27 protein-coding genes and 1 pseudogene are annotated in these 23,950 nt (G+C 65.6%); 17 read left to right on the top strand and 11 right to left on the bottom strand.

Features of this window, described 5'->3' with window-relative positions; translation table 11 throughout:
* Positions 1–54 precede the first annotated feature (54 nt).
* Together H9L12_RS07370 and H9L12_RS07375 are read left to right on the top strand one after the other, a co-directional pair.
* On the top strand, positions 55–804 hold the full coding sequence (locus H9L12_RS07370) for an NUDIX domain-containing protein (RefSeq protein ID WP_187541196.1): 750 nt from the start codon (positions 55–57) through the stop codon (positions 802–804).
* The gene (locus tag H9L12_RS07375) at positions 797–1,546 is read left to right on the top strand and encodes an extensin-like domain-containing protein (RefSeq protein ID WP_246450273.1); all 750 of its coding nucleotides are present in this window, start codon (positions 797–799) and stop codon (positions 1,544–1,546) included. The genes H9L12_RS07370 and H9L12_RS07375 overlap by 8 nt, the downstream gene beginning before the upstream one ends.
* A gap of 87 nt (positions 1,547–1,633) precedes the next feature.
* Here the strand turns inward: H9L12_RS07375 and H9L12_RS07380 are convergent, their stop codons facing one another.
* Together H9L12_RS07380 and H9L12_RS07385 are read right to left on the bottom strand one after the other, a co-directional pair.
* Positions 1,634–1,903 (bottom strand): SWIB/MDM2 domain-containing protein, encoded by a 270-nt coding sequence (locus H9L12_RS07380; RefSeq protein WP_187541197.1) that lies wholly within the window; start codon positions 1,901–1,903, stop codon positions 1,634–1,636.
* 81 nt (positions 1,904–1,984) lie between these two features.
* Positions 1,985–2,803 (bottom strand): LD-carboxypeptidase, encoded by an 819-nt coding sequence (locus H9L12_RS07385; RefSeq protein WP_187541198.1) that lies wholly within the window; start codon positions 2,801–2,803, stop codon positions 1,985–1,987.
* Positions 2,804–2,850: 47 nt separating this feature from the next.
* Between H9L12_RS07385 and H9L12_RS07390 the strand changes: the two genes are divergently transcribed.
* From H9L12_RS07390 to H9L12_RS07400, 3 genes are read left to right on the top strand one after another with little or no spacing between them, the layout of a single operon-like run.
* Positions 2,851–4,251 (top strand): Mur ligase family protein, encoded by a 1,401-nt coding sequence (locus H9L12_RS07390; protein WP_187541199.1) that lies wholly within the window; start codon positions 2,851–2,853, stop codon positions 4,249–4,251.
* Between the two features lie 6 nt (positions 4,252–4,257).
* Positions 4,258–4,629, top strand: a complete 372-nt coding sequence (locus tag H9L12_RS07395; RefSeq protein ID WP_187541200.1) for a hypothetical protein — start codon at positions 4,258–4,260, stop codon at positions 4,627–4,629.
* Between the two features lies 1 nt (position 4,630).
* Positions 4,631–5,107: a 5' nucleotidase, NT5C type gene (locus H9L12_RS07400; protein WP_187541201.1), complete on the top strand. Its 477-nt coding sequence runs from the start codon at positions 4,631–4,633 to the stop codon at positions 5,105–5,107.
* Here H9L12_RS07400 and H9L12_RS07405 read toward each other — a convergent pair.
* Both H9L12_RS07405 and H9L12_RS07410 read right to left on the bottom strand, forming a co-directional pair.
* A complete protein-coding gene (locus H9L12_RS07405) occupies positions 5,104–5,655 on the bottom strand; it encodes a hypothetical protein (RefSeq protein ID WP_187541202.1) in 552 nt (183 codons plus the stop codon). The two genes, H9L12_RS07400 and H9L12_RS07405, sit on opposite strands and share 4 nt — an antisense overlap.
* 213 nt (positions 5,656–5,868) lie before the next feature.
* On the bottom strand, positions 5,869–6,078 hold the full coding sequence (locus tag H9L12_RS07410; protein WP_187541203.1) for a hypothetical protein: 210 nt from the start codon (positions 6,076–6,078) through the stop codon (positions 5,869–5,871).
* A gap of 151 nt (positions 6,079–6,229) precedes the next feature.
* Between H9L12_RS07410 and H9L12_RS07415 the strand changes: the two genes are divergently transcribed.
* The gene (locus tag H9L12_RS07415; protein ID WP_187541204.1) at positions 6,230–7,486 is read left to right on the top strand and encodes a sensor histidine kinase; all 1,257 of its coding nucleotides are present in this window, start codon (positions 6,230–6,232) and stop codon (positions 7,484–7,486) included.
* Entirely contained in the window at positions 7,483–8,244 is a 762-nt protein-coding gene (locus H9L12_RS07420) for a LytR/AlgR family response regulator transcription factor (RefSeq protein WP_187541205.1), read from the top strand. Before H9L12_RS07415 ends, H9L12_RS07420 begins: the two co-directional genes overlap by 4 nt.
* Here the strand turns inward: H9L12_RS07420 and H9L12_RS07425 are convergent.
* Genes H9L12_RS07425 through H9L12_RS07430 form a run of 3 tightly spaced genes read right to left on the bottom strand, consistent with a single transcriptional unit; the run spans position 8,241 to position 10,272 of the window.
* Positions 8,241–9,236 carry a dicarboxylate/amino acid:cation symporter gene (locus H9L12_RS07425; RefSeq protein ID WP_281399777.1) on the bottom strand — a complete coding sequence of 332 codons (996 nt, stop codon included), beginning with the start codon at positions 9,234–9,236 and terminating at the stop codon, positions 8,241–8,243. The two genes, H9L12_RS07420 and H9L12_RS07425, sit on opposite strands and share 4 nt — an antisense overlap.
* Positions 9,233–9,514, bottom strand: a complete 282-nt coding sequence (locus tag H9L12_RS13925) for a cation:dicarboxylate symporter family transporter (protein ID WP_281399778.1) — start codon at positions 9,512–9,514, stop codon at positions 9,233–9,235. Before H9L12_RS13925 ends, H9L12_RS07425 begins: the two co-directional genes overlap by 4 nt.
* Positions 9,511–10,272 carry a class I SAM-dependent methyltransferase gene (locus tag H9L12_RS07430; protein WP_246450274.1) on the bottom strand — a complete coding sequence of 254 codons (762 nt, stop codon included), beginning with the start codon at positions 10,270–10,272 and terminating at the stop codon, positions 9,511–9,513. Before H9L12_RS07430 ends, H9L12_RS13925 begins: the two co-directional genes overlap by 4 nt.
* 178 nt (positions 10,273–10,450) lie before the next feature.
* Here H9L12_RS07430 and H9L12_RS07435 point away from each other — a divergent pair, with 178 nt between their 5' ends.
* A complete protein-coding gene (locus H9L12_RS07435) occupies positions 10,451–10,867 on the top strand; it encodes a DUF3597 domain-containing protein (protein WP_187541206.1) in 417 nt (138 codons plus the stop codon).
* Between the two features lie 74 nt (positions 10,868–10,941).
* Here the strand turns inward: H9L12_RS07435 and H9L12_RS07440 are convergent, their stop codons facing one another.
* On the bottom strand, positions 10,942–11,742 hold the full coding sequence (locus H9L12_RS07440; protein WP_187541207.1) for an energy transducer TonB: 801 nt from the start codon (positions 11,740–11,742) through the stop codon (positions 10,942–10,944).
* Between the two features lie 679 nt (positions 11,743–12,421).
* Between H9L12_RS07440 and H9L12_RS07445 the strand changes: the two genes are divergently transcribed.
* Both H9L12_RS07445 and H9L12_RS07450 read left to right on the top strand, forming a co-directional pair.
* Positions 12,422–14,710 (top strand): ATP-dependent helicase, encoded by a 2,289-nt coding sequence (locus tag H9L12_RS07445; protein WP_246450276.1) that lies wholly within the window; start codon positions 12,422–12,424, stop codon positions 14,708–14,710.
* A gap of 4 nt (positions 14,711–14,714) precedes the next feature.
* On the top strand, positions 14,715–15,041 hold the full coding sequence (locus tag H9L12_RS07450) for a hypothetical protein (protein WP_187541209.1): 327 nt from the start codon (positions 14,715–14,717) through the stop codon (positions 15,039–15,041).
* Here H9L12_RS07450 and H9L12_RS07455 read toward each other — a convergent pair.
* Positions 14,999–15,643 carry a Pr6Pr family membrane protein gene (locus H9L12_RS07455; protein WP_187541210.1) on the bottom strand — a complete coding sequence of 215 codons (645 nt, stop codon included), beginning with the start codon at positions 15,641–15,643 and terminating at the stop codon, positions 14,999–15,001. The genes H9L12_RS07450 and H9L12_RS07455 overlap by 43 nt on opposite strands.
* A 40-nt stretch (positions 15,644–15,683) precedes the next feature.
* Between H9L12_RS07455 and H9L12_RS07460 the strand changes: the two genes are divergently transcribed.
* The 3 genes from H9L12_RS07460 to H9L12_RS07470 are packed head-to-tail and all read left to right on the top strand — an operon-like array spanning position 15,684 to position 17,906.
* Positions 15,684–16,205: a DUF1697 domain-containing protein gene (locus H9L12_RS07460; RefSeq protein ID WP_223177093.1), complete on the top strand. Its 522-nt coding sequence runs from the start codon at positions 15,684–15,686 to the stop codon at positions 16,203–16,205.
* 56 nt (positions 16,206–16,261) lie between these two features.
* Entirely contained in the window at positions 16,262–16,519 is a 258-nt protein-coding gene (locus H9L12_RS07465) for a glutathione S-transferase N-terminal domain-containing protein (RefSeq protein ID WP_246450278.1), read from the top strand.
* A 52-nt stretch (positions 16,520–16,571) separates the two neighbouring features.
* A complete protein-coding gene (locus H9L12_RS07470; protein ID WP_187541212.1) occupies positions 16,572–17,906 on the top strand; it encodes a L,D-transpeptidase family protein in 1,335 nt (444 codons plus the stop codon).
* A gap of 3 nt (positions 17,907–17,909) precedes the next feature.
* Here the strand turns inward: H9L12_RS07470 and H9L12_RS07475 are convergent, their stop codons facing one another.
* Positions 17,910–19,226 (bottom strand): serine hydrolase domain-containing protein, encoded by a 1,317-nt coding sequence (locus tag H9L12_RS07475; protein WP_187541213.1) that lies wholly within the window; start codon positions 19,224–19,226, stop codon positions 17,910–17,912.
* 144 nt (positions 19,227–19,370) lie between these two features.
* Here H9L12_RS07475 and H9L12_RS07480 point away from each other — a divergent pair, with 144 nt between their 5' ends.
* The 4 genes and pseudogenes from H9L12_RS07480 (at position 19,371) to H9L12_RS07495 (ending at position 22,465) form a co-directional block, all read left to right on the top strand.
* A complete protein-coding gene (locus H9L12_RS07480) occupies positions 19,371–19,670 on the top strand; it encodes a LapA family protein (protein WP_187541214.1) in 300 nt (99 codons plus the stop codon).
* Positions 19,663–20,337: an orotidine-5'-phosphate decarboxylase gene (gene pyrF, locus H9L12_RS07485; RefSeq protein ID WP_187541215.1), complete on the top strand. Its 675-nt coding sequence runs from the start codon at positions 19,663–19,665 to the stop codon at positions 20,335–20,337. The genes H9L12_RS07480 and pyrF overlap by 8 nt, the downstream gene beginning before the upstream one ends.
* Before the next feature lie 54 nt (positions 20,338–20,391).
* Positions 20,392–21,248 (top strand): annotated as a pseudogene (accD, locus tag H9L12_RS07490) (acetyl-CoA carboxylase, carboxyltransferase subunit beta).
* Positions 21,248–22,465 (top strand): bifunctional folylpolyglutamate synthase/dihydrofolate synthase, encoded by a 1,218-nt coding sequence (locus H9L12_RS07495; protein ID WP_187541216.1) that lies wholly within the window; start codon positions 21,248–21,250, stop codon positions 22,463–22,465. The pseudogene accD and the gene H9L12_RS07495 overlap by 1 nt, the downstream one beginning before the upstream one ends.
* Here the strand turns inward: H9L12_RS07495 and H9L12_RS07500 are convergent.
* Complete coding sequence (locus tag H9L12_RS07500) at positions 22,462–23,880, bottom strand: AmpG family muropeptide MFS transporter (protein ID WP_246450280.1); 1,419 nt, start codon at positions 23,878–23,880, stop codon at positions 22,462–22,464. The genes H9L12_RS07495 and H9L12_RS07500 overlap by 4 nt on opposite strands.
* Between the last annotated feature and the right edge of the window lie 70 nt (positions 23,881–23,950).

A 23,950-nucleotide genomic window follows, 5' to 3' on the forward strand; every position in this document is an offset into this window, starting at 1 on the left:
GGTGCCGGCCCCTTTTTTGTTGCCTGCTTCACCCGGGCGCGTAGGCGATAAGCGATGGACGACGAACAGCCTGCAATCCCGGCCGCCACGCTCATCGTGATGCGCGAGAGTGCCGGCGGTCCGCCCGACCTGCTGATGGTCGAGCGGGAATCTTCGATGGCCTTCGCCGGTGGCGCCCTCGTCTTCCCCGGCGGAAGGGTCGACGATGCCGATCACCGCCTTGCCGAAAGGTTCGGTGCGCCCGGCGAGGGTGCGCGGGTCACGGCTATTCGCGAGACACTTGAGGAAAGCGGGATCGCCGTCGGGCTTGGCCCGGTTGAGGCATTTCATGCCCTCGAATTGCAGCAGGCCTTGATCGGCGGGGAGCCGTTCGCCGACCTCGTCGCTCGGCATGATCTCGCGCTCGAATTGAACGGCCTGGTTCCCTTCGCGCGGTGGAAGCCATCGTTCCACCAGACGCGCCGTTTCGATACCATTTTCTACCTTGCATCGGCGCCGGTCGGCGAGTGGTCGCCCAATCCCCAGCCGGGCGAATGCGCTGCCGCCGAATGGATTGGCGCCGCCGCGGTGCTCGACCGTGTCGCCGCCGGGACAGCCGGCGCGATCTTCCCGACCAAGCGAAACCTGGAGCGGCTGGCGCGCTTTGCAGACTTCAGCCAGGCCGTCGAGGACGCGCGGCGCTATCCCATGGATACAATCGTTCCCTGGGTCGAGGAACGCGGCGGCGAACGCCACGTCTGCATCCCTCCTGATCGCGGCTACCCCGTTACGTCGGAACCGCTGACCAGCGCCGTCCGTGCCTGAGCGGCGTCGCGGCCCGCGATGGGGCTGCCTGCTGCTGCTCGTTACACTGGTCATCGCCGGCATTCTTGGATGGCGCGAATACCAGCGCCAGGTGCGCGAACATCCCGAGCGTTTCCCGTGGACCCCGCTGAGCCTTAGCGATCCGGTTGGTCGATTCACCAGTGCCAAGTTGGTGGGATTGCGCGAGGACGCCGACCAGTGCCGGGTCCTGCTGAGCGCCGTCGGCGACCGCGCCCAACCGGTCCCGCCACGCATGGCCGCAAGCTCGCCATCCTGCGGCTATCTCGATGGCGTGCGTCAACGCCGCGAGAACGAGGATTGGGCGACCTATGGTGACCTGGTGACGTCCTGCCCGGTCGCCGCGGCGCTCCGCCTGTGGGAGCGCACGTACGTCCAACCGGCGGCGGAGCGGATCTTCGGACATCGCGTCGCCCGCATCGACCATTTCGGGAGTTATTCCTGCCGCCGCCTCTATGGCCGGACGGAAGGCGGCTGGAGCGAGCATGCCACGGCCAACGCGGTCGACATCGCGGGCTTCCGGCTGACCGATGGACGGCGGATTTCGGTACTCGCGGACTGGTCCGGATCGCCCGATGAAGCGGCCTTCCTGCGCACGGTCCGCGATGGCGCCTGCCAGCTATTCGCGACCACGCTGTCGCCCGACTATAACGCGGCGCATCGCGACCATCTTCACCTGGACCTGGCCAACCGGGGACAATCCGGCTGGCGCATGTGCCGATAGGCGACTCGCGTCAGGCTCGGGATAAAGAAAAGGGACCCACGGCAGTGCCGGGGCCCCTTTCCTGATCACCCAAGGGGTGAAAAGCGCCTAGCTGAGGTGCTTTGACAGGTGCTTGTTCATTTCGAACATGGTGCACTTGTCGGTGCCGAAGACCTTCTTGAGCTTGTCGTCAGCGAGAATTTCCCGCTTGTTCTGAGGATTTTGCAGGTTGTTCTTGCGAATATGATCCCACACCTTCGAAACGACTTCGCTGCGCGGCAGCGGCGACGAGCCGACAATCGCTGCGAGGTCCGACGAAGGGGTCACCGGACGGGCGAGTCCACCGCCAGCTTTACGTCCAGTCGATTCTTTAGCCATGAGGCCCTCCTGTTGTTTCTGAGGGAGAGGATAGAGCGCAAAGACGCCCCCCTTGCAAGAGGGAGAGCGTCAAATGGATGGTTAATCACCCACAGGGGAAAACGGCACGACCCGGTTGGCGGAGTCATGGCCAATGTCCGCGGTTCCGGCGAACGCGATCCCTGACCGCGCGCACCAGTCCACGACAATCGCCGCGGCATCGCTCCCGAACACCGGATCATTGTCCGGAACCTCGCTCATTCGTCCCATGCGCAGTGAACGGCACGCGCGGATTGCCGGGCTGTTGACGAGGTGAAACATCATCCGGTCGATACGATATTCATGCTCGGCGACCTCCTCGATCAGCAATTCGCGGCCGCTGAAGTCGGGCTCGATCGGCGTCCCGAGCAAACTCGACAGGACCGTCAGGTTGAAGGCCATCGCGCCCTGCCCCGGTTGCAGGCCCGGTTCCAGCGAGGCCGCATCGCGCCGGACCAGCCAGTCGAGGGCGCGGCCGACCGCCGCTTCCCCGCCCTGGCGGAGGATATCCTGGACCATCGGGCCATGGGCGACGGACAATCCAGCGCGATGGAAGGCGGCAAGCAGGAATCCGGCATCCGAATATCCCATGTAGGTCTTGCGCCGCGCCGCGTCGGGCAGGTCGCGACCCGCGGCCTCGGCAATTCGGTTGGATCCATATCCACCGCGCGCGAACCAGACGGCATCAACGCTGTCATCCGCCATCACCTCACGGATTGCTGCCAGCCGGGCTTCGTCAGGACCGGCGAAATGACCGGTGCTGAGGAAACACTGCGGGTGAATGGCCAGCTCGCAATCGCCGCGCTGCGCGACGATCGCCTGCACTGCATCGGCAGCCTTCGGGCTCAAGGTGCAACTCGGCGCGACGACGGCAATCTTCATGGCGCGATGAATTGCACATGGCGTTCGTCCCGCATAGGGCAACCGCGATGAACTCGACGCGCTACCATTTCTGCGGGGTCGGCGGCAGCGGCATGCTTCCCCTCGCCTCCATCGTCCGGGCCACCGGAGCCACCGTCAGCGGCTCCGACCGCGCGCTCGACGCCGGCCGGCTGGCCGCCAAGTTCGACTATCTGGAACGGCTTGGCATCTCGCTGCATCCGCAGGACGGGAGCGGCCTGACCGACGGTGCGACGCTGGTCACCTCGGCCGCGGTGGAGCCGACGATCGCGGACGTGGTGCGCGCGAAAGAACTTGGCCTCCCCCATCTCACCCGCCCCCAACTGCTCGCCGAATTGCTGAACGCGGCGAGTCAAAGCGTCGCGGTGGGCGGCACGTCGGGCAAGTCAACGGTTACCGGCATGATTGGCTGGATGCTTTACAAGCTGGGCCGCAATCCGACCGTCATGAACGGCGCGGTGATGAAGAATTTCGTGTCGGCGGACCAGCCGTTCGCGTCGGCGCTGGTCGGCGATCCGAACCTGTTCGTCAGCGAAGTCGACGAGAGCGACGGCTCGATCTCGCTTTACCGCCCCACCGTGGCGGTGCTGGGCAACGTCAGTCTCGACCATCATTCGATGGACGAGTTGCGGAGCCTGTTCGGCGCCTTCCTGAGCCGATCGCGGCGCGCGGTGGTTAACCTCGACGACCCGGAGGTGCGGGCGATGGCCGAGGCGCTGCCATCGTCCCATCTCGTGTCGTTCGGCTTCGATGCGCCGGGTGCCATGCTGCAGGCGCGCGGATTGGCGCTTCGAGCCGATGGAGTCGATTTCAACCTGCATGTCGAAGGCGAAAGCCATCCGGTCTCGCTGGCCGTTCCAGGACGCCACAATGCGCTGAACGCGCTTGCTGCGCTCGGGGCGTTGCATGCGCTTGGCCAGCCACTGCCGGCAGCGATTGCCGCCCTGGCCAGCTTCGCCGGGCTGAAGCGACGGCTCGAAACGGTGGGCGAAGCGGGCGGCGTGACGGTCATCGACGACTTTGCCCATAATCCCGACAAGATCGCCGCTACGCTCGCGACTCTGACTGATCGGGGCGGCCGATTGCTCGTGATGTTCCAGCCTCATGGATACGGCCCCTTGGCGAAGATGGGCGACGAACTGGCCGCGACGTTCGCTCACGGTCTCGGGGAGGACGACCTGCTGTTCCTGCCGGATCCGGTCTATCAGGGCGGGACGGTCGACCGCAGCCGCGGGTCGGACTGGCTGGCGGCGCGGATCGGGGAGACCGGTGGCCATGCCCGGCATTTGCCGACGCGCGAGGCGATCGGTGACGCCCTGGTCGCCGAGGCCCGACCCGGTAACACCATCGCTATCCTCGGCGCCCGTGACGACACGCTTAGCGAATTCGCCGCCGAACTGGTGGAACGGCTGGGCACGTCCACGAATTGACGGTGCATGGCGAAACCCGGGACGGTCATCGGCTGGAAGCTTGACCGCGCTCAGCGCGACGAACTGCTGCGGCGCTTTCCTCCCGCCTACGAACGTCCCGACGCCGACCATGTGACACTGCGCACCGATGCAGCGGCCGATCCCCTACCCCCCGCCGCGACGGCGCGGATCGTCGGCCACGCGGACGACGGACAAGGCCTGGAAGCGATGGTCGTCGAACTTGGCGGCACGACCGACCGGCCGGACGGTTCGACCTATCACATCACATGGTCGCTCGGCGAAGGCCGCAGGGCGCGGGAAAGCAACGACCTGATCCGGGAGCGAGGTTGGCAACCAATCGAGCCGATCGAGCTGTCCCTAAGCCCAGCACGGTTCTGAGATGCCCGAGCTTTTCCTCGACTGCGATGGCGTGCTTGCCGACTTCGACGCCGGCGCTCGCGAGGTGCTTGGTGGCATGACGCCCGAGCAATTCCTGGCGCGCGAGACGACGCGCGAGTTCTGGCGGCGATTGGCCCAGACACCGGACTTCTATGCCGGCCTACCCTTGATGAAAGACGCGCACGAACTGTTCGATGCGGTTGCACACCTCAATCCGACCATCCTGACAGGGCTGCCGCTCGGTAATTGGGCCGCGCCGCAGAAGGTCAAATGGGCGGCCGAGCATTTTCCCGGGACGCCGATCATCACCTGCATGGCGCGCGACAAATACCGCTACATGGATCCCGGCGACGTGCTGGTCGACGACCGCGAGGATCATCGCGGCAAGTGGGAAGATGCCGGCGGGATCTTTATTACGCACAAGAATGCGGAGCGCAGCATCGCCGCGCTCCGCAAGATTTTCCCGTCAATCGATTAGGCCGCGGCGGCCTGGTCGACTTTCTCGACCCACTCCGGCCAGAACACCGGCTCGCGGCTCGACCAGCCCGGCGCCGTCGCGGCGTTCTCGCTGATCGACTGAAGCAGCAGGCGGCGGCGTTCGGGGTGCAGGTGCGGCAACGCCGACGCCGCGCAGAAGGCCGCCGGCAGCCAGGGGCGGACGCCCGCGCCCAGCAACCGCTCGTACAGGAACCGATAGGCGGCGAAGCTCGGGATGCGGTCCTGGCCAAGGTCAAAGGCCGACAGGGTGACCAGCATGCCGAGGAACGGTTCGATCATGTCGAGCCCGCTGTCGTCCGGGATCTGCAGGCGGAGATGATCGAGTTGCTTGTAGAAACGTCCCTGCGCGGCGATCGACGCGACCTCGACTTCGTCACGCGCCCAGGTTTCGATCGGGTCGGAGCGGCCAAAAGCGACGTCGAGCGACCGGCGAATGTAGCGCTGCGTCGACTTGGGGAAGCCCGCGAACTCTTTCATCTCCGATATCAGCAGCGCGCCACCGGCAGGCTGGCTGGTCTTCGTCGTCATGATCCCATGCTCCTAAACACTGGATGGGATCATGCGGCCGCGTTCGTTTCGAAACGCTTAACCAAAAACCCACCCCCGTTAACCAATGAATCAAACGGAGGGCGGTGCAGCAACAGGAAAGTGAAATTACGGCGTCACTTTTCCGGCGCTGTGTTTTTCGGGTGACGAATTTTCGATTCGATTTGGGGGCTCAAGGCCGCCTCGTCGAATTCTTCACTTCTTCTCTTCCGGAAAACCCGACGACGGGACCGGATCGCTTCCCCGCCCAGGCGCGGTCGCGGCCACCGGGTCGGACGCGTCCATCGATTCGTCGCTTCCGACGTCGATCTTGGCGTCCTTGTCCTTGGGGTTCTTCTTCAGCTTCAGTTCCAGCACGCGTTCCGGCGCCGCCTGTTCGCTGGGGGCCCGTTCCTTGTCGGTCATGTCACTCTCCGGGAAAATATGATTTCGCCGTGATAACGGCTGCCGGATGCGCCTGTTCCTCCGTTCTTATCGACCGGCGGGGGAATCCCTTCTGCCAAGCGGCGGAGGGGCAATTGCGCTCGGTTCGCGCCGGCCCCAAAAGCAATGGCGAATGCTCAATCTCAAGAAATCCGTGAAACGGAGGCGCTCGCCGGCAACGCCGCTGATGACCAGCAGCCGGTTCGCCGACCGAGCCCTGGCCTTCAAATCGATCGCCGGCTTCTGGACCTTCTATCTCGCCACCGTGCTTCTGCGCGCGCTCCTCGGCCCCGAAGCGGCTTCGGCGATGAAGCTGCGCATCGTCAATGCCGCGATCGGCGTGCTGTTGACGGTGCTGATCTATCTTGCGCTCCGCTTTTTCGCCCGCGACGGCAGCGTGCGACGGATGGTGTCGGTGGCGGCCATCGCCACCCTTCCGGCGGCTCTGATCCTGTCGGTCGTCTCGCTCCAGATGGTCATCTTCAACGAAGACACGGCGCCACAGTCCAAAATTACAACGCAGGAAGGCGTGGCGATCGTCCAGCAGGGCAGCAACCTGCGCATCGTCAAGGAAAACGGCAACGAGCTTGAGGTCAACCTTCCGCCGGTCTCGGAAATCATCGGCAAGAAGATCTGGCAGCTGGTCGCTGACGGATCGGTCACCTGGTACTTCCTGTTCGCGGCGTGGTGCGCGATCTACATCGCCATGACCCAGCAGCAGCGGGCGCGAATGACCGAGCGCCGGCTGGCCGAGGCGGAGACCGCCGCCCACGCCGCCCAGGTCCGCGCGCTTCGCTACCAGGTCAACCCGCACTTCCTGTTCAATACGCTGAATTCGCTGTCGTCGCTGGTGATGAGCGGCCGCGCCGATCGCGCGGAAGAAATGCTGCTGAAGCTCAGCAACTTCTTCCGCTCCAGCCTCAGTATCGACCCGTTGGCGGACGTGACGCTGGGCGAGGAGATCGCTCTGCAGCGGCTGTATCTCGAGATCGAGCGGGTGCGCTTCCCCGACCGGCTGGACGTCGAGATCGATGTCCCTAAGCGCTTCGCCGACATACGAGTGCCGGCCCTGATCCTGCAGCCGCTGGTCGAGAATGCGATCAAGTATGGCGTGTCGGCAACGCGCGACAAGGTCCGGCTGGCGATCGCCGCCCGGCCGCTCGACGGCGGCCGGTTGCAGATCGACGTGACCAACAGCCTCGCCGAGGTCGCCGGCGACGAAGTCCCTCCGCCGATGCCGAGCCATGAGGGCACCGGACTTGGCCTGTCCAACGTCTGTCAGCGGCTCGACGCCCATTACGGTGGCCGCGCCGATTGCCGCTTCGGGCCGATCCCTGGCGGATATCAGGTCTCGATTGCCATCCCGATCAACGACGACGAGGAAGAATGACCGACCTTACCCCGCTCAAGGTGCTGATCGCCGACGACGAACCGCTCGCCACGGAGCGGCTGGAACTGCTCCTCGCCCGCCAACCGGGGGCGACACTGGTCGGCACGGCAAGCGATGGCGAAGCGGCGGTTCGCATGGCCGGCGCGTTGTCGCCTGACCTGGTCCTGCTCGACATCGCCATGCCCGGCCTCGACGGCATCGAGGTAGCTCGCGCGCTGTCGACCCTCGACCAGTCGCCGGCGGTGGTGTTCGTGACGGCCTACGACCAGTTCGCGGTGGCCGCGTTCGAGGTCGCCGCCGTCGACTATCTGATGAAGCCGGTCGATCCGGAGCGGCTGACACGGGCCTTTTCGCGCGCCCGCACCTATCTGGCGCAGCGGCATGAACAGGCGGTCGAGCCGGCACCGGCGGCAGGCGAGCCATCGCCCTATCTCGATGAATTCTGGGCCTCCGACCTCAGCGGCCTGGTGCGCATCGCCGCGCGCGACATCGACCGCGTTTCGGCGGAGCGAGATTATATGCGGCTCCATGTCGGGCAACGCAGCTGGCTGATCCACCATTCGATGAGCGCGCTGGAAGAAGGCCTCGACCCGGCGCTGTTCGTCCGGCTTCACCGCTCTGCGATCGTGCGCCGCGACTTCATCACCGGCTTTTCGCGCAATCCCTCGGGTCGGTGGATCGCGCGGCTCGCCGACGGCGGGCTCCAGCCCGTCGGCCGTCTCTATACCGAGCAGGTGCGGAGCATGGCCGGCCGCTAGTCCACCGATCCCTTGTCGCTCCGCGACACGGCGCCGGTTACCGCCACGTCGAGCGTGACGTTGCCCACTGTGCGGACGATATCGGGAATGACCTCGACCGCGATCAGCAGCGCCAGCGGCTCGATGGGAACGCCCATGGCGAGCGCAATCGGCGCGATCGACGTCACAAAGGACAGGGCGCCGGGCAGACTGACCGCCCAGTAACTGGCGATGGAGGCCACCGCGATCCCGGCAATGTAAGCGCCCGGACCGAGCGGGATGTCGAGCCAGTAGGCGATGTAGATGGCCACCGCGACGTTCATCGCCGGCCCGGTCGCCCGGAACAGCGCCACGCTGAGCGGCAGAGTGACGTCCGACGTCCGTTCCGGAACTCCCAGCGATCGGGCGGCAGCGAGCATCGCGGGAAGCGACGCCAGGCTCGACTGGGTGGAGATGGCGACGGCCTGCGGCGGGATCATCGCGCGGGCGAAATCACGAAGGTTCCACCGCGCAAAGACGACCGCGATAAAGTAGCCGGCGATAAGCACGATCACGCCCACCAGCGAGTATAGCAGGATGTAGTGCAGCACCGCGCCGAACGCCGCCCCGCCCGCCCCGGCGCCGACGGCGAAGGCCAGCGCGAGCACGCCGAAAGGCGCCAGCCACAGGACCCAGCCGACCATCACCAGCATCGCGTCTTCGACCGCCTTGAAGAAGTCGGCGATGATCTTGCGCCGTGCGGCCGGAATACGCGTCACGGCAAAGGCGAACAGCGAGGTGAACACCACCAATGCCAGAATCTTGTCTTCGGCGGCCGCCGCGACGGGGTTGGTCGGGATAACGCTTTTCAACCAGTCGGCCACGGTCGGCACGGAGGCGGCCGCCGCGCTGGCGTCGACGCTTGCCAGGCCTGCCCTCAACGCCTCGGCGGCGCTGTTGGGCAACGGGAAGGTCTGGAGAAGCAGTGGCGTGACGACCCCGCCGAGGATGGCTGACAGGGTCAGGACGATCACGAACCACAGGAACGACCGACCGGCGATGCCCCGGCCCGCGCCGCGTCGGCCCCGCCGACGATCCCGGTGATCAGGAGCGCAATGATCAGCGGAATGACCGTCATCTTCAGCGCGTCGAGCCAAAGCCCGCCGGCCATCGCCATCACGCGGATCGCAGGGTCACGGACGCCGTCACCCAGCTTCAAGCTGAGCGCGCCGAGCAGCAGTCCGACGACGAGGGCGCCGAGCACCAGCCACGACGATCGCCCGCCGATGGGGCGGGTCGCAACGTCGCTCATGCGGCGGGCTTCCGGAACTTGAAGACGACGCGGTCGGTCTTGCCGCGGATTTTTTCATCGAACACGTTGAGGCTGTGGTCGTCGGCCGGATTGCGAAGCAGGTCGGATTCCGCTTCCAGCTTGAAACCGGCACGTTCGAAGTCGGCGCGGACGACAACCGGGTCGATGCGGTGCAGCTTGTCCACGACCGCTCGAGTGTCACTGCCGGCACTGGCGACATGGTCGACGATCCCGACGACAGCGCCCGGACGCATCGCGGCATAGAGCTTCCGGATCCAAACATCCGGGTCCTGGCGCGGGATCTTGTTCTTCTCGTTTTCCCAGTAAAGATCATGGAAATCGAGGTTCATCAGGGCAAAGTCGTAGCTGGCCGGCGCGAATGAGGGCGCCTCGAACGGGCTCGACATGATCATGGCGTTACGCTGCTTGCCGGCGAAGGCGGCGAATTCCCTGCGGCGCTTGTCATTCATGAACTGGCTCGGTTGCCACACGATCACCTGCCCCTTTGGCCCGACCGCGGGAGCGATGATCTCCGCCCAGTATTTGTTCGCCCCGAACAGGTCGAGCACGCGCATCCCCGGTTTCAGCCCGAGAAAGTCGAGTAGTTCGGCCGGCTTGCGGCTCTCGTCGAGCTTGACGTTGTCGGCACTTCGAGCGGCGGTATTGGCCACCGCCGCGGTGACGGACTTGGCAGGAGCGGCCGGCAGGGCCTGAAGCGGCGCCAGTGCGAGCAGCAGCGCGATCTTCACTCGTTTCATTCTTGCCCTCCGATTCCAGCCGCCTTCCGGGCCGGGAATGCGCACGATGCGTCGGAACCGCGCCGCTCGGCAAGGCCCCGCCTCGATCCGCCGCAAATGCGTCCGACCGATGGAGCGGAAGGCCAGCCGCGCACGTTGATCCTTACGTCAATCTCACCCGCCAATCGGAGGACGAACCATGGGCATCTTCAGCAAGATCAAGGACGCAATCTTCGGTCACAAGCCCGCCGCGGCACCGGGGACCGAACCGCAGATTCCGGCTGGCTGGGACGGCGGCCCGCCGCTCGGCACGCCCGGCGCACCGACTGCACCGTCGCCGACGGGCACGGCTGCCGCCGTCGACGTCGACCAGGTGCTGACCGACATTGCCGCGCAGAAGGGGAATCCGGACCTCAACTGGAAAACGTCGATTGTCGACCTGATGAAGCTTCTTGGCCTCGACAGCAGCCTGCAGAACCGAAGCGAGCTGGCCACCGAACTTGGTTACACCGGCGAGAAGGACGGCAGCGCGGAAATGAACATGTGGCTTCACCGCGAGGTGATGCGACAGCTTGCAGCCAACGGCGGTAAGGTGCCCGCCAACCTGACCGACTAAGCACTCGCAGCGGCGATCCTCCGGTGTTGCGCGCGACGCCGGAGGTCACCTGATAAGCGGCTGTGGCAGCCCGATTACGGTAACACCCACGCAATCGTCGTGCGCGTATAGGAGCTGATTGCCGCTCCGCTTGCTGCGCGAGCGGGAACGTAGCGCGCGCGACTGCGAAGGATGGTGCACGTCGCCCTTTTCAGTTCCTCGATTTCCCTGGGCCCGAACGGCTTGCAGGCCGAAGGCCGCCCGTCGGCGTCGACCCGAAGGACCGCGATGACCCGGCCTTGAATCTCCCGCTTCAAGGCAGTGACTGGATAGTCGCTGGCGTTGAAGATGCTGACGAGGCTTCCCCCCTTGATCGAGGGCGGAGTCACCGGAACTTCATCGGTGTCGAGAGGCCCCAGCAGTTCCGCAAGAGCCACGCGGTTGCACTTGTCGAGTCCCTCCTGGAACAGGTTGATGGCGCCGAAATCGATGGCCAGGATTTCGCTTTTGGGGAAAGCGACCAGCAGCGGCTGTCCGTCGGCCAGCGCGGTCAGCTCGTGCGGTTCCAGCTGCAAGGTGATCTGGGGCGTCGGTTCGCCAAACGGGATGTAGGCGCTTCCCGCTCTTGGCTTGGCCCGTCCCACCTTGGCGGCGATCCCGGCAAGGGTGGAAGCCTCGGCCTTGGCGAGGGTCAGGGACACCGTCCCGACCTTGCCCGCTTCGCCCGCGGCGACACGGACGCTGTTGAACCTGGCCGAGCCGGCGATCGGCGATTCAAGGGCGCATCCGGCGAAAATCGGGACGACCGACCACTTCTGTCCGGCAACCTTAGGTGCGACCTGCGCGCTGGCGGCAGTCGCCGCGAGTGCCCCGATGGCGAAAATGAAGCTACGCAACTTACCCCCCTCATCCGGCTGGCAAATTGGGGGGCATCAGCGGCGAGAGGTCAAGCGGTTTCGCGACCGACGGAAATCAGGCGGGGATCGTGTTCGGTTCCCCAAACGGAAATGGGGGCCGGCATTTCTGCCAGCCCCCACTGCGCCGAGCGAAGGATCTGCCGGTGTTCGCTAGCTTGATGACCCGAAGGTCTTCCGCTCTTCGATCCTGGCTCACCAGCTCAGGCGTCGCTTCCGAAAGTGGATCCCAATCCGAAGACGGGTTCCTCTTCATCAGCGGCCCTTCTTGGACCAACCTCCTTCGCGCCGCCTGTCCGCTCCCCGAAAGGTTTGGACCGCGTTCGCGACAGGAAGATTGGCTCTTCCGGCGCCTCTGACCGGCTGGTCCGGATCGTCGCTCCGTTCGTGTCCGAAGACACTCCCTTTGCATCTCACCATCGCCTGCCGGCGGAGATCGGATCTTCCGTTCCATCCCTCCGAGGAGGGCGGGAACTTCCGTCCCGATCACATGCTCAAGATGACTCCGAATTCGATTCGCGCAAAGCGGAAAATATGAGTCTTTGCCTGTGGATAACGGGGATATTGCGCATAAGTCGGCAAGATGTTGGTCTGCGGTCGCCTGGATAACCGAGTCGCCGCAGCGGTTGCCGTTTCGTTCCCCCCGTCCTACCTCCACCCCGTGCCCGAATCCCCTGCCCTGACGCCCGATCCCGCATACCTGAACGGCCTCAACCCGCCGCAGCGCGAGGCGGTGCTGACCACCGAGGGACCGGTCCTGATGCTGGCCGGCGCGGGAACGGGCAAGACCGCGGCGCTGACCGCGCGCCTTGCCCATATCATCGCCACCCGCCGTGCCTGGCCGTCGCAAATCCTGGCCGTCACCTTCACCAACAAGGCGGCGCGCGAGATGAAGGAACGCGTGTCGCATATCAGCGGCGGGGCGATCGAGGGCATGCCCTGGCTCGGCACATTCCACTCGGTCGCAGCGCGGATGCTCCGGGTCCACGCCGAGTTGGTCGGGCTACAGTCGAACTTCACGATTCTCGATACCGACGACCAAATCCGGCTGCTCAAGCAGTTGATCGTAGCCGTGAACCTCGACGAGAAACGCTGGCCGGCGCGGCAGCTGGCCGGACTGATCGACCGCTGGAAGAACCGTGGCTGGACCCCGAAAGAGATCGACGCGGCGGAGAGCGAGGCCTTCGCGAACGGCCGCGGCCAGGAAATGTATGCCGCCTACCAGGCGCGGCTGGTCGCGCTCAACGCCTGCGACTTCGGCGACCTGCTGCTCCACACGCTGACCATCTTCAAGAAGCACGACGACGTGCTGGAAAAGTACCGCGATCGCTTCCGCTACATCCTGGTCGACGAATATCAGGACACCAATGCCAGCCAGTATGAATGGCTGCGCCTGCTCGCCGAGCCACGCCGCAATATCTGCTGCGTCGGCGACGACGACCAGTCGATCTACTCATGGCGCGGAGCAGAAGTCGCCAACATCCTGCGGTTCGAAAAGGATTTTCCCGGCGCCGCGGTGATCCGGCTGGAACAGAATTACCGCTCGACGCCGCACATCCTCGGCGCCGCCACCGGCCTCATCGCCCACAACGCCGGGCGGCTCGGCAAGACGTTGTGGACCGAGGTCGACGCCGGCGACCCGGTCAAGGTCATCGGCGTGTGGGACGGGCCCGAGGAAGCGCGCCGCATCGGCGAGGAGATCGAGGCGCACCAGCGGCGCGGCGGATCGCTCGACGATACCGCCATCCTCGTCCGCGCCCAGTTCCAGACGCGCGAATTCGAAGAGCGGTTCATTGCCATCGGTCTCGCCTACCAGATCGTCGGCGGCTTCCGATTCTACGAGCGGGCGGAAATCCGCGACGCCCTCGCTTACCTTCGCCTCGTCGCGCAACCGGCGGACGACCTCGCCTTCGAACGCATCGTCAACGTCCCCAAGCGCGGCCTCGGCGACAAGGCCGTCGCCAACATCCACGCCTTCGCCCGCGCCACATCGCAGCCCCTGCTGATGGCCGCAGCGCAAATGCTCGACAGCGACGAGTTGACCCCGCAGGCTCGGCGCAGCCTCGGCCGCTTCGTCGGCGACCTCGCCCGCTGGCGGCAGATGGCAAGCGAGCTGCCGCATCCGGAGCTCGCCCGAATCCTGCTCGACGAGAGCGGCTACACGGCGGCGCTTCAGGCGGAGCGCACGGCCGAGGCGGCCGGACGGCTCGAGAACCTCGCCGAACTGACCCGCGCGATGGAGGAATATGAGACGCTCGGCGCGTTCCTCGAGCATGTCAGCCTGGTGATGGACAATGACGCCCAGCGCGGCGAGCCCAAGGTCACGATCATGACCATTCACGCCGCCAAGGGGCTGGAATTCCCGATCGTGTTCCTGGCCGGTTGGGAAGAAGGCGTGTTCCCGTCGCAGCGCGCGCTCGACGAGGGCGGTCTCGCCAGCCTCGAGGAAGAACGCCGCCTAGCCTATGTCGCGATTACTCGCGCCCGGCGCCAGGCGACCATCCTCCACGCCGCCAACCGCCGCATCTACGGTCAGTGGACCTCCTCGATCCCCAGCCGCTTCGTCGGCGAGCTGCCCAAGGAGCATATCGAGGAAGAGACCACCATGTCGGGCGGCGAAAGCCTGTGGCGCGCGCAATGGAGCGAGCGCGGCGATCCGTTCGCCCACCTCGCCGCGGCGCAATCGACGCGCGCCTCCACGCGCGGTCCGGGATGGCAGCGCGCCGCGGGCGGCAATTTCTCGACCCAGCAGCCGCGGGTGATCGAGGCGCGGGCCTCGGCCGTCAGCCTCGGCAACAAGGGCCGCGACGACCTGACGGTCGGCATGCGCGTGTTCCACGGGAAATTCGGCTACGGCACGATCGAGGCGATCGAGGGCAACAAGCTGGAAATCGAGTTCGAGAAAGCCGGGCACAAGCGCGTCCTCGACAGCTTCGTCAGCATTGGTTGAGGCGGTGGACCATCCGGTCACCCCGGACGGCCGTTACTTCGTTGTGCGCGGGCGGCTGTGGCGATGTTCCGATCCCCGACTGGCGCCAGATGTGCGCGAGCGCCTTGTCCGGGACTTGATGCGGGCGCGTCGCGAGCTGGGCGTAGCGCGCAAAGCGGGCGATCGCGATGCCGGCGCGAAGGCGCGCGCCGCGGTCGACCGTGCCAAGCGCTCGCTGGGCGAACGTGGCGATCCGTGGTGGACCGACGGGGCGCCCGACTACAATCGCCACATGGCGCGCAACACACCCTATCGCGAGTGGTTGGAGGACCTTCCGCCCTCGCCCGACTGATGCCGGCGCTTCGCCAAGCGCTGGTCGACGGCGATTACGCATCCGGCGACAATCGTGAACACGACCATGACCCCGGCCAGGTTCGCTGCCAGCTGCCCGACGCCCTGCGTTGCCGGGTCGAGGAAATAGTAAGGATACCAGCCGTCGAAGGCGCCACGCAGCAGTGCAACCGCCAGGAACACGGCCGGCAGCGCCAGCGCCCACGGCAGGTCGCTCCAGCGCAACCCGCCATGCGGCATCGACAGCCACAGCAGCAGGAAGAGAAGCGACGTCACGTCGTGGAGCAGCACATTGGTGACCTTGTCCCAGCCATGCGGATCCCACAGCGATCGCAAGAGGATCGAATAAACGAGCGCGACGGCCAGCACCGCTACCAGGCCCATCATCCGGGGCCGCGGGCCGGTCAGCCAGTGCCGACGCCCTGTCGCAATCAGCGTCGCGATGATGGCGATGGCGATATTCGACAGGGTCGTGAAGAAGCCGAGGTAGTGCCACACGCCGACGACCGGGCCCGACCGGCCGACGAACAGGACCAGCTGGATTCCAAGTCCGATCCAGCCGGCCAGCGCCCCGGCCATCGCCAGCGTTCGCGTCTGTGTCACACCCACTCCCCTTTTGCCGCGACCTGCCTACAGTGACGCGATGACGAAAGCGTTGACGCCGACCATCGCCCTGTTGCGCGCCGTGAATGTCGGCGGGACGGGCAAGCTTCCGATGACCGAATTGAGGTCCATGGCCGACGAACTCGGCCTTGCAAACGCGCGAACCTACATCGCCAGTGGGAACCTGTTGTTCGACACGGACCTAGACGAGGCGCAGGTCAAGACGAGGCTGGAAGAGCGGCTGCATGCTTTCGCAGGAAAGCCGATCGGGGTGATGGTCCGGACCGCCGCCGAGATGGCCGCCGTGGTCGCCGGCAACCCCTTCGCCGATTGCCCTGGCAACCGGGTGATCGCCATTTTTCTCGACGATGCGCCGCCGGCGGATGCGCTGGACGACGTCAGACACCAGGACGGAGAGCGGTTGGCGCTCGGGAGGCGCGAAATTTACGTCCACTACGGCGACGGGATGGGAACGAGCCGCCTCGTCATTCCGGCCGCAAAGGCCGGCACCGCCCGCAACATGAACACCGCCGCGAAGCTTGCCGCCCTGTCGATCGCCTAGGAACCAAGCACCCGGGTCAAGCGCTTTTGCAGCTCCCTCGCCTCAGGAGCTTGACCGTGCCCAAGACCGCAACCCTGACCCGGATGGTCCTGCCCACCCACGAATGCCCGTTCGGCACGCGTGCCAAGGCCATGCTGGAGGACGCTGGATATCAGATCGACGAGCGCATCCTGTCTTCGCGCGAGGAGGTCGAGGCGTTCAAGGAGGAACGCGGCCTGACCACCACGCCGTTGGTTGAGATCGGTGGAAAAGAGATCGGGGGGTCAGCCGAATTGAAACAATATCTCGTCGAGCACGGCGCCCTCGCAAATTGAATTTTCGTTAAAATCGTGCATGATCAAGCCCATGCTGGTTAGGCGCCCATGGGTGTTGGTCTGCGCGGTAACGATTGCCGCGATCTCGACCGGCGCGCCCGCCGAGGCCAAGAAAAAGCCGCCACCACCAGTCGTTCACGCACCGCTTCCACCACCGCCCATTCCCGGCGTCGATAGCGGCACCCAGGCAGCAATCGACCGGTTCGTGACGCGGCGCGGCGCGCATTCATTATGGCTGGCCGGTGGTGCGACTTCGCCCGCCGCCCTCATGGTGATCGACCGCCTCAGGACGTCGGCCATCGACGGATTCGCCTCCGGACCGTCCTTGGCCGCGCACATCGAGCGATCGCTGGCCAGTCCGGCCGGCGCCGCGGAGGCGGAACGCTCCCTCTCCGCCGCCTACGTCATGCTGGTGCGGCAACTCACCGGTCCTGGGCTTGGCCTGCGCTACACCGATCCGGCGGCACGGCCGAAGGTGCGATCGGCGGACGAGATACTGGCGATCGCCGCATCGTCGACGGACTTCGATCACCTGGTCCGGACAAGCCTGCGCCGGTCGGACGTCTACGAGCAGCTTCGCGCCGCCATCCTCGCGTCGACAGCCAGTGGCACACCCGTCGATCCCCGTCTTCTCTCCAATCTCGAGCGGGCCCGCGTCCTTCCGCCGTCGGGCCGTGCCCTGGTCGTCAATCCGGCGACGGCCGAGCTGTGGATGATGGAGGACGGGCGCGTTCGCGATTTAATGCGCGTCGTTGTCGGCACGATCGAAACGCCGACGGCGCCGATGGCCAGCACCCTGTCCTACGTGACCGCCAATCCTTATTGGAACGTGCCGAGCGACCTGGTGCAGAAGATCGTCGCGCCGCGCATCGCTCGGCAGGGCGTCTCCTATCTGAAGCGCGCCCGCTATGAAGTGGTCGACCGCTTCGGCCCGGATGCGTCGATCATCGCGCCCACCGACGTCGACTGGAAGGCCGTGGTCGACGGCAAGACCCAGGTCAGCCTCCGCCAGCTGCCGGGCCCTTACAATTCGATGGGGCGAATGAAGTTCGGCTTCCCCAACGACCTGGGCATCTTCTTGCACGATACGCCGAACAAGCCCCAGTTCGCCAACGCCCGCCGGACCGACAGCAACGGCTGTGTCCGGCTGGAAGATGCACCGCGTCTCGCACGGTGGCTGCTGGGCGACGAACCGAGGACCAACGGCACAGCGGGCGACCAGCACATCGCCCTTCCCAAGCCCGTTCCGGTCTTCATCGCCTATCTTACGGCCATGCCGTCGGCGTCCGGAATCCAGTGGGCCGAAGACGTTTATCGCCTGGATCCTCCGGCACCTACTGGGCCGACGCTCGTCCAGGCAGCGGCGGGGCCCGTCAGCGCCGACTGACGCCTAATTACGCGCGTCGCCGCTGTTCGGTTCTTCGCCCGCGACGGCCGTCGCGGTCGCCCCGCCCTTGTCCAGTTCCATCCAGTCTCGGAACGGAAGGTGATAGACCATGTCCATCACCTCGAATTCCAGACCGCCGGGTTGGCTGGTGTTCGAATTCCAGAGCGCGACGACCCCGCTTTTCTTCTTGGGATCGAACAGGATCAGCGAGCGGTAGCCGTTCACGCCGCCGCGATGGCCGATGATGCGGTGGCCCGCGTAATCATAGGTCCGCCAGCCCAAGCCATACATCGGGTCATGCACCCGCTCCGCGAACTTGCGCAGCCGGCCCCGCTCGTTGGGCGTCGGCACCAGCGGGGCATGGATGCTGCCCAGCAGCTTCTTGTCGAGCACCGCCGGCATCTGCCCCATCTGCGCCGTCATCCACAGCGCCATGTCCTTGATATTGCTGTTGACGCCGCCCGCGGCAGGGACGCCGTAATAGACATCGTTGACCTCGAGCGGCCGGCGTCCGACGCTGTGCGGACGTGCCCAGCTCTTGGCGGATTGCAGTCCCGCGCGCGTGACGCTGGCCGACGTCATTCCGATCGGCGCGAACAATTCCCGGCGAAGCGCGACGCCATAGGGTTGGCCGGTCACGCGCTCGACGATCTCGCTCGCCGCGTCGTAGGCGACGTTCTGATAGCTCCAGCACGTCCCGGGCGGGCAGATGCTGTTCAGTTGCGACAGGGTGCTGCGCAGGAAGCGCGCGTTCTGCCCTTCCTCCAACTTGTTGTCGTACGCGTTGCGGTAAAGACCCAGGCGGTGGCTAAGCACGTCCGACACGCTCGCCTTGTGCTCAAGGCCGCCTGGCAGCTTCAGCGACGCGGCGTAGCGCGCGACCGGGGCCTGCAATTCGACCTTCCCCTCCTCGGCCAGCTTGGCGACCATGGTTGCGGCAACACCCTTGGAGACAGACGCCCAGCGGAACACCGTATCCGGCGTCACCTTCTCGCCCGATCCCTCGAGTGTCTCGCCATAGCCGTTGAGGAAGGTGATCCGGCCATTTTCGACGATGCCGACCGCCATTCCGACCATCGTTGGCTTTTCCGCCAGCCGGCGGAAGCGCTGGTCGAGGGAGGCATAATCGATGTCCTTGCGCGCGAACGGCGCGACCTTGACCAGCATTGCGCGCGTCGCCGCCTGCTCGGCCTGTTTCGCTGCTTCGGCTTCGTTCTGGACAAGCGGATCTTTCGCGTTCCCGCCATCCGCCGCAGCGAGTGCCACCGCGCCCACCACCGTCGCCAATAATGCGACGCCGATTTTATGCTGTCGTTCCAATGAAATCCTCCGCCCGCGCCTTCCTTGGCGATGGCCAAGCGCCGCCTCAACTGCCTCGCTCCGTCGCTGCGCCGAAGCGATGGCTCGGGGCGACGAACCGCGATCGGTCTGGTGTCGGCTGCCCGACACCGCTAGGGAAGCCGCATGCGCTTTCTAACAACGCTGATGTGGATGGCGATCGCGGTGGTCTGCGCGATTTTTTCCGTCCGCAACTGGAACAACGTAACGCTCGACATGTGGGGACCGTTGCAGGCGGACATCAAGGTGCCGCTGTTGATGGCGATCATGTTCCTGCTCGGCTTCGTGCCGATCTGGCTGGTCATGCGCGGCAAGCTGTGGGCGGCGCGTCGAAAGCTGATCGCGTTGGAGCGGCCGATCGTCACGCCCGCTCCTCCGCCGTTGCCGACCGAAGAAACCCCGGTTCAGGGCTCGTCCGATGACTAGTCCGATCTTCGTCGCGATCGACACGCCCGACCTCGATCGGGCGCGGGCTATTGCCACGGCGGTCAAGGGACAGGCCGGCGGGGTCAAGCTGGGGCTCGAATTCTTCAGTCACAACGGCCGGCATGGCGTGATGGAAATTGCCGAACTCGGCCTGCCGATCTTTCTCGACCTGAAGTTTCACGACATTCCCAACACCGTCGCCAAGGCGATCCAGGCGCTGGCACCGGTCGTCCCTGCGGTGATGACCGTCCACGCCGCCGGCGGTCGGGCGATGATGGAAGCGGCCAAGGCGGCCGCGCCAGCCGACACCAGGGTCGTGGGAGTGACCGTGCTCACCAGCCTCGACGCGGGCGACCTTGGCAGCATCGGCGTCGCGGCTGACCCGCACGCCCAGGTAGAGCGCCTCGCCGCCCTCGCACAGGAAGCAGGTCTCGACGGCATCGTCTGTTCCGGCAACGAGGTCGCGGCCGCGCGCAAGGCCTGGAAGGACGGCTATTTCGTGATCCCGGGCATCCGGCCCGCGCAATCGGGCGTTGGGGACCAGAAGCGGGTCATGACGCCGCGGGCGGCCATGGACGCGGGTGCTTCGATGCTGGTTATCGGCCGGCCGGTCACCGAGGCGGAGCATCCAGCGGCCGCGCTGCGCGAGATCGCCGCGACGCTGTAGTGGACACCGCCGCGCCGCGGGCTTACTCCGCGCGCCGCAAGGAGATTTGATCGAATGAGTTGGCTGTCCCGCGTCCGCAACGGCATCCAGTCGCTGACCAAGCGGCAGAGCGCCGACAATTTATGGCACAAGTGCGGAAAATGCGCGTCGATGGTCTTCACCAAGGAGTGGGAGGACAATCAGTACGTCTGCCCGCGATGTGACCATCACGACCGCATCGGCCCCGGCGCGCGCTTCGACCTGCTGTTCGACAAGGGCAAGTATGAGACCTTGCCAACGCCCGACGTCCGCGAAGACCCGCTGAAGTTCAAGGACACCAAGCGTTATACCGACCGCATCAAGGCGGCGCGCACCGCGACCAAGGAACGCGACGCGCTGATCAATGCCAAGGGCAAGATCGAGGGCCATGCCGTTGTCGTCGGCGTCCAGGATTTTGCCTTCATGGGCGGGTCGATGGGGGTCGGCGTCGGCGCGGCGTTCGTCGCCGGCGTTAAGGCCGCGATCAAGGGGAAGACCCCCTACATTCTCTTCACCGCTGCTGGCGGCGCACGCATGCAGGAAGGCATTTTATCCTTGATGCAGATGCCGCGCTCGACCGTCGCGCTGGCGCAGCTTCGCGAAGCCGGCCTGCCCTACATCGTCGTGCTGACGGATCCCACGACGGGCGGCGTCACCGCATCCTACGCCATGCTCGGCGACGTCCAGCTTGCGGAACCGGGCGCGCTGATCGGGTTCGCGGGCAGCGGGTGATCGAGCAGACCATTCGCGAGAAGTTGCCCGAAGGATTCCAGCGCGCCGAATATCTGCTCGACCATGGCATGATCGACATGGTGGTCCATCGCCACGCGCTGAAGGACCGGCTCGGCCGGCTGGTCGGCTACCTCGCCCCGGCGAAGCCCAAGGCGGCCTGATGAAGGAAGTCGTGCGGGCCACCGACCCGCGCATCGCCGCGCTGATCGAACGGCAGGCAAACCAATATGTCGAGCGCGAACAGATCGGCCTCGACCGCATTCGCGTCCTGCTCGACCGGCTCGGCAATCCGCAGGACCGGCTGCCACCGGTTTTTCATGTCGCTGGGACCAACGGCAAGGGATCGACGTGCGCGCTCCTTCGCGCCGGTCTGGAAGAAGCCGGGCACCGCGTTCATGTCTTCACCAGTCCGCACCTGGTTCGATACAATGAGCGCATTCGCGTCGCCGGACGGCTGATCGACGACGATGCGCTCGCCGACGTTATGGGCCGGGTGCTCGACCATAATGACGACATCGGCGCCAGCCTCTTCGAAGTGAATACTGCCGCGGCCTTTCTGGCATTCGCCGCCACGACGGCCGATGCCTGCATCCTCGAGGTCGGCCTCGGCGGGCGCCTCGACGCCACCAACGTCATCGAACGGCCCGCAGCCTGCGGAATCGCCAGCCTTGGCCTCGATCACCAGCAATATCTCGGCACCACCATCGCGGAGGTTGCCACCGAGAAAGCGGGCATTGCCAAGTCCGGTGTACCGCTGGTGGTTCTGCGTAACAGTCCGGAAGCGCTCGAGGCGATCGAGGCCGTCGCGGGGGCGCAAGGCGCGCCGGTCCTCCTGGAAGGCCGGGACTGGACCATCGATCCGACCCTGTCCCCTTCGCTTCCCGGCGCACACCAATTGCGCAATGCAAATCTTGCCTGGACGATGCTGTCATCCCAGGCACTCGTGACGGTGACGCTCGAGACATTCCGGCGCGGCATTGCCGGGGCCGATTGGCCCGCCCGGTTCCAACGTCTTCCCGATGGGCCACTAGCCCCCGAGAGGGAGACCTATGTCGACGGTGCGCACAATCCCGATGCCGCCGCCGCGCTGGCCGCAATCCTTGTCGATCGCCCGATGCACCTCGTCATCGGCATCCTTGCCAACAAAGACGCCGAAGGGGTTATCGCGCCGCTAGCGGCCCACGCCCTGTCCCTCACCTTCGTTCCGGTTCCCGACCATCCCTCCCACGACCCGGCGGGCCTTGCCGCCAGTTTCGGGGGACGCGCCGCGCCGGACGTCGAAGCGGCACTTCGCGGCCTTCCGGAACCGAGGCTGATCGCCGGCTCGCTCTATCTTGCCGGGGATGTCCTGAAGCGCAACGGCACCCTGCCCGATTAAGCTACAGGTCTCGGCGACGGGGCGGACTGATCGGGAAGCGTATCCAGCGGGTCTTCGTCGTTGCGGGTCTGGCGCACCGACTGCACGACGTAACCCTTCGACCACAGTACCCACAGCAGGATCATGCCCGGGATGGCCGCGACGATGGTCATTCCCCAGAAGGTCACCCAGCCCAGTTTTTCGGCGGCGATCCCCGCGGGCGTTGCCAGCCATGTCCGCCCGACCGCAGCAAACGACGACAGCAGCGCGAATTGGGTGGCGGTGTAGGCCAGGCTGGAGAGTCCCGAGAGATAGGTCGTGAACACGGTCAGACCGATCCCGCTGGTCAGGTTCTCCGTCACGACGGCGGCGACCAGCGTCCAATAATCGTTGCCGACCATGGCCAGGACCATGAACATGACGTTGGAGAACATCATGAGCAGGCCGGAGACCAGGAGCGCGCGCCCCATGCCGAGCCAGAGGATGAACGGCGCGCCGAGCGCCGAACCGATGATCAACGCCGCAAATCCCCAAGCCTTGTTGGCGGATACGTAATCGAGATCGGCGAAGCCCAGTTCGACGATCATCGGGCTGAGCATCGACTGGCCCATCGCGTCGCCGACCTTGTAAAGCAGGACGAACGCAAGGATCAGGAAGGCTCCGTCACGGCGAAGGAACTCGCGGAACGGATTCCATACGGATTCGCGAAGCCATTGCCCGGCGCGCATGCCACTTGCCGAGGCATAGCGGTCGACGTAGCGACCCGGGCCTGCCCACAGTGCGCCCAGGATTGCCGGGATGATGCAGAGGCCGGTCAGGCCGTAGGCGACGGCCCAGCCCAAGCCGAGCCCTTCCGACGATGCGAGGAAGATCGTGCCCGCGCCGGCAATCAGGTTACCTGTGCGATAGCCGAACTGGTTGGTCGCGGTGCCGTGGGCGATTTCCTCGTCGCTCAAAATTTCGATGCGATAGGCGTCGATGACGATGTCCTGGGTTGCAGACAGGAAGGCGACGACAATCGCCCAGAAGGCGAACGCCCCCATCGCGCCCGGTTGCGGATTACTGGCGCCGAGTTGCCACAGCGCGATGACCAGCAGGCCCTGGATGAGGAATAGCCACCCGCGCCGCTGACCGAAGGCTCGCGTGAGAACGGGCAGCGGCAGCTTGTCGACCAGCGGGGCCCACAGGAACTTGAGCGTGTATGGCGTGGTCAGGCCAATCGCGAAGCCGATCGTCGCCTTGTCGATGCCGACCTTCGACAACCAGAAGGTCATCGTCGCCAGCAGCAGTGTCAGCGGAAATCCGCTGGAAATACCGAGGAGGAAGGCGACAAGTGGCATCTTGCGCAAATAGGGCTTGAACGATGCAAGCCGCGTCGCGAGCAGCCCGAGGGCGACCAGCACCGCGACGAAGATGGCAACCTGCATTCCGTTCATGATGGCACTCCCCGCGAATTGCCGCGCAACCTAGCAGCGGTTTGGCGGCGCGAAAGGGGAAGGTGGCGCA

This window comes from Sphingomonas rhizophila (assembly GCF_014396585.1).
GTDB lineage: Bacteria > Pseudomonadota > Alphaproteobacteria > Sphingomonadales > Sphingomonadaceae > Sphingomicrobium > Sphingomicrobium rhizophilum.

Coding starts and splice junctions, on each gene's coding strand:
- H9L12_RS07480 (WP_187541214.1), top strand. CDS start 19,371: ATGCGCTTTCTAACAACGCTGATGTGGATGGCGATCGCGGTGGTCTGC.
- H9L12_RS07405 (WP_187541202.1), bottom strand. CDS start 5,655: ATGACGACGAAGACCAGCCAGCCTGCCGGTGGCGCGCTGCTGATATCG.
- H9L12_RS07370 (WP_187541196.1), top strand. CDS start 55: ATGGACGACGAACAGCCTGCAATCCCGGCCGCCACGCTCATCGTGATG.
- H9L12_RS07380 (WP_187541197.1), bottom strand. CDS start 1,903: ATGGCTAAAGAATCGACTGGACGTAAAGCTGGCGGTGGACTCGCCCGT.
- H9L12_RS07410 (WP_187541203.1), bottom strand. CDS start 6,078: ATGACCGACAAGGAACGGGCCCCCAGCGAACAGGCGGCGCCGGAACGC.
- H9L12_RS07400 (WP_187541201.1), top strand. CDS start 4,631: ATGCCCGAGCTTTTCCTCGACTGCGATGGCGTGCTTGCCGACTTCGAC.
- H9L12_RS07385 (WP_187541198.1), bottom strand. CDS start 2,803: ATGAAGATTGCCGTCGTCGCGCCGAGTTGCACCTTGAGCCCGAAGGCT.
- H9L12_RS13925 (WP_281399778.1), bottom strand. CDS start 9,514: ATGAGCGACGTTGCGACCCGCCCCATCGGCGGGCGATCGTCGTGGCTG.
- H9L12_RS07500 (WP_246450280.1), bottom strand. CDS start 23,880: ATGAACGGAATGCAGGTTGCCATCTTCGTCGCGGTGCTGGTCGCCCTC.
- H9L12_RS07430 (WP_246450274.1), bottom strand. CDS start 10,272: ATGAAACGAGTGAAGATCGCGCTGCTGCTCGCACTGGCGCCGCTTCAG.
- pyrF (WP_187541215.1), top strand. CDS start 19,663: ATGACTAGTCCGATCTTCGTCGCGATCGACACGCCCGACCTCGATCGG.
- H9L12_RS07495 (WP_187541216.1), top strand. CDS start 21,248: ATGAAGGAAGTCGTGCGGGCCACCGACCCGCGCATCGCCGCGCTGATC.
- H9L12_RS07415 (WP_187541204.1), top strand. CDS start 6,230: ATGCTCAATCTCAAGAAATCCGTGAAACGGAGGCGCTCGCCGGCAACG.
- H9L12_RS07460 (WP_223177093.1), top strand. CDS start 15,684: ATGACGAAAGCGTTGACGCCGACCATCGCCCTGTTGCGCGCCGTGAAT.
- H9L12_RS07420 (WP_187541205.1), top strand. CDS start 7,483: ATGACCGACCTTACCCCGCTCAAGGTGCTGATCGCCGACGACGAACCG.
- H9L12_RS07435 (WP_187541206.1), top strand. CDS start 10,451: ATGGGCATCTTCAGCAAGATCAAGGACGCAATCTTCGGTCACAAGCCC.
- H9L12_RS07395 (WP_187541200.1), top strand. CDS start 4,258: ATGGCGAAACCCGGGACGGTCATCGGCTGGAAGCTTGACCGCGCTCAG.
- H9L12_RS07390 (WP_187541199.1), top strand. CDS start 2,851: ATGAACTCGACGCGCTACCATTTCTGCGGGGTCGGCGGCAGCGGCATG.